Raw genomic sequence first — 5,330 nt, forward strand, 5'->3', positions numbered from 1 at the left:
GTCCCGGGCGACGCGACCGGCCCGACGGCCGGGCCCCGCACCCCGTCGGCCGCACCGACCTCGGCACGCCCGGTCCCCTCGGCGACCGGGCCGGACACGGATCAGCGGTCGGCCACCAGCAGCCGGTAGCCCACGTCGACGGTGTCGAGCGCGAGCAGCCCGGCGTGCCGGGTGTGCCGGCGGCCGCTCGCCAGGTCGTCCGCGAGCCGGGCCAGGCCGGGGGCGATGACGTCCTCGCCGGTCTGGGCGAGCAGGGAGATCCCGGCGCGCACCCGCGGGTCGAGGTAGGCGTGGGGGCGGCGCCAGTACGCGGCGGCGAACCCGTCGGTGCAGTCGTCGGGGAGCGGGGACCGTCTCCTGCCGTGCTCCGCCGAGCAGGGCGGCCGGCCGACGGGGAGAGCCCGGCTGTCGTCGAACGCGGCCGCCTCGGGGAGGTACTCCCGTACCAGCCAGAACCGTTCACGGAAGACGTCCTGGTCCCAGGTCAGGACGACGACGCGGCGGCGGGCCACCCGGCGCGGTTCCCTGATCCCGGCCGCCGGGTCGGACCCGTGGTGGACGGTCAGCACTGCCATCACGGCGTCGACGGCGTCGTCCCGCAGCGGCAGGCGTTCCGCGACGGCCCGCACGCCGGGTGCGGCTTCCGGCGGTCGCTGGTCCAGCATGACCCGGCTGGGCTCGACCGCGAGGACCGTCTCCGGTGGTTCGTAGGAGCCGGTGCCCGCTCCGAGTCGAGGACGTGCCCGATGTCGTCGCCGAGCGCGGCGTGGATCCGCGCGGCGATCCGCGGGTCGGGCCGCCGGGGCCGGGCGTAGGTCGCGCCGAGGCTGTCATAGGTCGCCATACGCGTCAGCCTGCCCGGCGCCGGGCCCTTGCCGTCGCACCCTTTCCGCCACCTCGCTCCTCTCGGTCTCCCACCAGGGCCGCACCAGGCCGTGAGCCGGGCCCGGCCCGGATTCGGGTGCGGCAGGGGTGAGTTCGGCGTCGAGCCGGCGGTCCAGTACCGCCGTCTGGGCGCGCTCGGCGCGGACCCACTGGGCGAGGACCGCCAGCAGGAAGGGCAGGGCGGTCAGTTCGGCGATGCCGAGCATGGCGCCGCCGCCGATCTGCTGGTCGTGGTGGACGTCGGGGGACCAGGGCGGCGCGTGGTGCAGGTACCAGGCACCCGCGATCAGGGTGCCGTGCGTCATGACGACCAGCCCGGGGAGGGCGTCGACGATGCCGTCCAGGAAGACCAGGGCCGCGCGGACGGGGTGGGTGCACCAGGCGGGCAGCGCCTGTTCGCGGGTGAGCACCGGCAGGACGAACAGGCAGCCGGCCGCCAGCAGGTGCAGATACATCAGCTCGTGCAGCCAGCCGACGCGCAGCGCGGTGGCGAAGTACGGCGTGAAGTAGACGGTCAGTTCCGTGGCCAGCACCAGGACCGTGCTGACGAGGGGGAACGTCAGTGTCCTGACCAGCCGGCCGCTCATGACCCGCCGTACCCGGCCCGCACCGCCCTCCGGCAGCGCCTCGACCGCGAGCCGCAGCGGGTCGCCGAGGGCGAGACCCAGTGGCGCGAGCAGATCGAGGGTGACGTTCTGCACGGCGGCGGGCCAGAACAGTTCATGGTCGTAGACGGCGAGGCCGGACATCGTGGCCACGACGATCGCGCCCAGCCCGAGCCCGGCGAACGCGGCGAGGCGCGCGAGCGGCCAGGAACCGCCCCGGCCGCGCACCCGCGCGGCACCCCAGCCGTAGAGCCCGCCCAGGGCGACGACGAGCAGCAGCGCGGGTACGTCCAGCCGCCAGGAGCCGAGCAGCCGCCCGGCGGTCAGCTCCGGCAGGTACACAGCCGACAGTTCGCTCACGGGCGGACGGTAGCCGCCGAAGTTAAGGAGACGCCGAACAATGGTTCATGAATATGAATGAGAATCATGTACCAGTCTATTGACGCGTCCACAGCAAGCTTCTACGTTCCCCAGAAAGCGCTTACCCCGGCCGGGTTCCGCCACCGTCACCACCCTTGGAGACGAACGATGCACCTGAGACCAGTGATCGCGTCCGTCGGCCTCCTGGCCGGCAGCCTCGTCGCGCTGTCCGGGACCACGGCACAGGCGGCGACCACCCGGTACGAGGCCGAGACGTCGCCGGCCGTCTGCGCCGGTGCCATCGAATCGAACTGGGCCGGATACTCGGGCAGCGGGTTCTGCAACGGCGACAACGGCACCGGCGGCTACGCCCAGTTCACCGTGACCGCGCCCGCCGCCGGCACAGCCACCCTGAAGGTCCGCTTCGCCAACGGCACGACCTCYGCACGCGCCGCGAACATCGTGGTCAACGGCACGACGGCCGGCACGGCGTCCTTCGAGGGCACCGGCGCCTGGAACACCTGGGCGACCAAGACGCTCACCGTGCCGCTGCGGTCGGGCAGCAACACCGTCCGGCTCGCCCCGACCACCTCCGGCGGCCTGCCCAACATCGACTACGTCGACATCGAGACGGGCGACAGCAACCCCCATCCCACCGGCCCGGTCCTCTACGTGTCGCCGGGCGGCACCGACGGCGCGGCCGGCACGGAGTCGAACCCGACGACCCTCACCTCCGCGATCAGCCGCATCTCCGCCGGCGGCACGATCTACCTGCGCGGCGGGACCTACCGCCACTCCCAGACCGTCACCATCCCGGCGGGCAAGAACGGCACCTCCGGCGACCGCACGGAACTCTTCGCCTACCCGGGCGAGACGCCCGTGCTGAACTTCTCCGCCCAGAGCGAGGACCCGGCCAACCGCGGCCTCGCCGTCAACGCGTCGTACTGGCACGTCAAGGGCCTCGTCGTCGAACGGGCCGGTGACAACGGCATCTTCGTCGGCGGCAGCAACAACGTCATCGAGCGCACGGTGACCCGCTTCAACCGCGACTCGGGCCTCCAGCTCTCGCGGGCGCTCTCCAGCACCCCCAAGGACCAGTGGCCGTCCCACAACCTCATCCTGAGCGCGGAATCGCACGACAACGTCGACTCCGACGGCGAGGACGCCGACGGCTTCGCCCCCAAGCTCACCGTCGGCCCCGGCAACGTCTTCCGCTACACCGTGGCCCACCACAACATCGACGACGGCTACGACCTCTACACCAAGACGGACACCGGCCCCATCGGCGCCGTGACCATCGAGGACTCCCTCGCCTACGACAACGGCACCCTCAGCGACGGCTCCCAGGCCGGCAACGGCGACCGCAACGGCTACAAGCTCGGCGGCGAGGACATCGGGGTCAATCACATCGTCCGGCGCAGCATCGCCTACCAGAACGGCAAGCACGGGTTCACCTACAACCGCAACACCGGCGCGATGCAGGTCTCGGACAACGTGAGCATCGGCAACGAGCAGCGCAACTTCAACTTCGACTCGGGCAGCACGTCGGTGTTCCGGAACAACACCTCGTGCGACAGCGGGTCGAACGACCGGATCATCGGCGACTCCGACACCTCGAACCAGTTCTGGTCCGGCTCCAACGGCTCCCGCTGCTCCTCCTACGCCGGGGCCCTGCGCTGGTCCTTCGCCTCGGACGGGCGGCTCGTCGTGACGTTCGGGAGCGGCCAGTAACCTGGCCGTATGGCACTGGTATGCAACGCCCTGCCGCACTGCTTCCTCTGACACCGCGGTGAGGACGGCGACGTGACCAGCTCACGTCGCCGTCCTCGGCGTGCCCGCCGTCCGCGGGCGCCGACGACTCGCCGTTCACCGCCTGCATCCAGCTCGGCGTCGGGCCCCGGCCCTGGTCCCGCCGAGCTGTCGAGGAGCATTCATGCCGACCACTCATCCGGAAACCGGCCGACGCCGCCCGTCCGACCGGCTGCTCACCGTCCTGACCTGCCCCCTGTGCCCGTCGGGCCTGGAGCGTGCCGACGGCGCGCTGCGGTGCGCCGGCCGGCACACCTTCGACATCGCCCGCCACGGATACGTCAGTCTGCTGACCGGCCACCGGCGCGCCGCGAGCGCCGACTCCGCCGACATGGTCAGGTGCCGCAGCGCGTTCCTCCGGGCCGGGCACTACGACCCGCTCGCCCGTGCCCTCGCGGGGCTCGCCACCGAACTCGCCCCGCCCGACGCCGTCGTGCTGGACGCCGGGGCGGGCACCGGTCACTACCTCGCGGCGGTCCTGGACGCGCTCCCCGGGGCCATGGGGCTCGGGCTGGACAGCTCGGCCCCTGCCCTGCGCGCCGCGGCCCGCGCGCACGCCCGCGGTGAGGCCGCCGGCTGGGACGTCTGGCAGCCGTGGCCCGTCCGCTCCGGCTGCGCCCACCTCGTGCTCAACGTCTTCGCGCCCCGCAACGGGCCGGAGTTCCACCGCGTCCTCCGGCCGGACGGCGCCCTGCTCGTCGTCACCCCCAGCGACCGGCACCTGCGCGAACTGCGCCGGCCGGTGGGGCTGCTGGCGGTCGATCCCAGGAAGGAGGAGCGCCTGCACCGGACTTTGGCGGAGCACTTCCGGCACGAGCGCGCCGAGTCGCTGGAGTACGCCATGAGCCTCACCGCCGAGGACGTCGCCGCTCTGGTGACCATGAGCCCGGCCGCGCGTCACGTCGATGAGGCGGAACTGCGGCGGCGCATCGGGGAGTTGGCGGTGCCGGTGCGGGTGACGGCCTCGTTCGTCGCGTCGGTGTACCGGCCGCGGGAGCGTTAGGAGGCGGCCCCGGGGCGTCCTGTCGGTGCGGTCTCGTCCATGCGCCGCTGTTGTGCCGTGGTGAGCGTGCGGATCATGAGGGCGGCGGTCCCGGCCGCCGCCACGATCACCGCGTCGGCGGCGAGCAGGGGCAGGACGCCGGTGTAGGCGCGGGCGATGACCTCGTCCGTGGAGTCGGTGTAGATGAGGCCCACGCCGCCGGCCAGACCGGCCAACCACAGACCCCACCACCAGTTCACGACGGCCGGCAGCCGCCGGTCGGGGAAGACGGACCGGTGGACGTCCGCGACGACGCCCCGGGGTATCCACAGGTTCACGACGGGCAGGATCCAGCCCAGGTAGAGCCAGAAAGACCCGTACCGCGGTTCCGCGCCCGAGAGGGCACGGGCGTTGTCGCGGACGCGGTCCAGCCACGACAGGAACGCGAGCGCGCAGAGCACCGCGACGGCGGCGCCCACGGAGTTGACCAGGTGGTACGAGTCCTCCAGGGCGGTCAGCGGGCGGTGCCGGCCGCCTCCCTGGTCCGGCGGGCCGGACGCCGGCTGACCGGCCAGGGCGAGCCGGACGTGCCAGACCGCCCGGACCACCCAGGCCAGCGCGGCGAGCGCGAGCCCGGCGACAGCGCAGTGGGCGGCGCCACGGACCGGGCGCAGGGCGGGGCCCGGGGT

5 protein-coding genes are annotated in these 5,330 nt (G+C 73.0%); 2 read left to right on the forward strand and 3 right to left on the reverse strand.

Going from position 1 to position 5,330, the window contains the following annotated elements; all coding sequences use genetic code 11:
- Window positions 1-101: 101 nt before the first annotated feature.
- Both CA983_RS40230 and CA983_RS40235 read right to left on the reverse strand, forming a co-directional pair.
- Window positions 102-665 (reverse strand): methyltransferase domain-containing protein, encoded by a 564-nt coding sequence (locus CA983_RS40230; protein ID WP_244207304.1) that lies wholly within the window; start codon window positions 663-665, stop codon window positions 102-104.
- Between the two features lie 165 nt (window positions 666-830).
- Window positions 831-1,850, reverse strand: coding sequence for a cytochrome c oxidase assembly protein (locus tag CA983_RS40235; protein ID WP_086605634.1), 1,020 nt, complete (start codon window positions 1,848-1,850; stop codon window positions 831-833).
- A gap of 168 nt (window positions 1,851-2,018) precedes the next feature.
- On the opposite strand from CA983_RS40235, the gene CA983_RS40240 reads away from it, so the two are divergent.
- Entirely contained in the window at window positions 2,019-3,581 is a 1,563-nt protein-coding gene (locus tag CA983_RS40240; protein WP_086605635.1) for a carbohydrate-binding protein, read from the forward strand.
- 202 nt (window positions 3,582-3,783) lie between these two features.
- Window positions 3,784-4,662 carry a putative RNA methyltransferase gene (locus CA983_RS40245; RefSeq protein ID WP_086605636.1) on the forward strand — a complete coding sequence of 293 codons (879 nt, stop codon included), beginning with the start codon at window positions 3,784-3,786 and terminating at the stop codon, window positions 4,660-4,662.
- Here CA983_RS40245 and CA983_RS40250 read toward each other — a convergent pair.
- Window positions 4,659-5,330, reverse strand: a 672-nt coding sequence (locus CA983_RS40250) for a DUF4328 domain-containing protein (protein WP_425276507.1), incomplete at its 5' end; no start/stop codon positions are given. The genes CA983_RS40245 and CA983_RS40250 overlap by 4 nt on opposite strands.

Source organism: Streptomyces swartbergensis (assembly GCF_002148965.1).
GTDB lineage: Bacteria > Actinomycetota > Actinomycetes > Streptomycetales > Streptomycetaceae > Streptomyces > Streptomyces swartbergensis.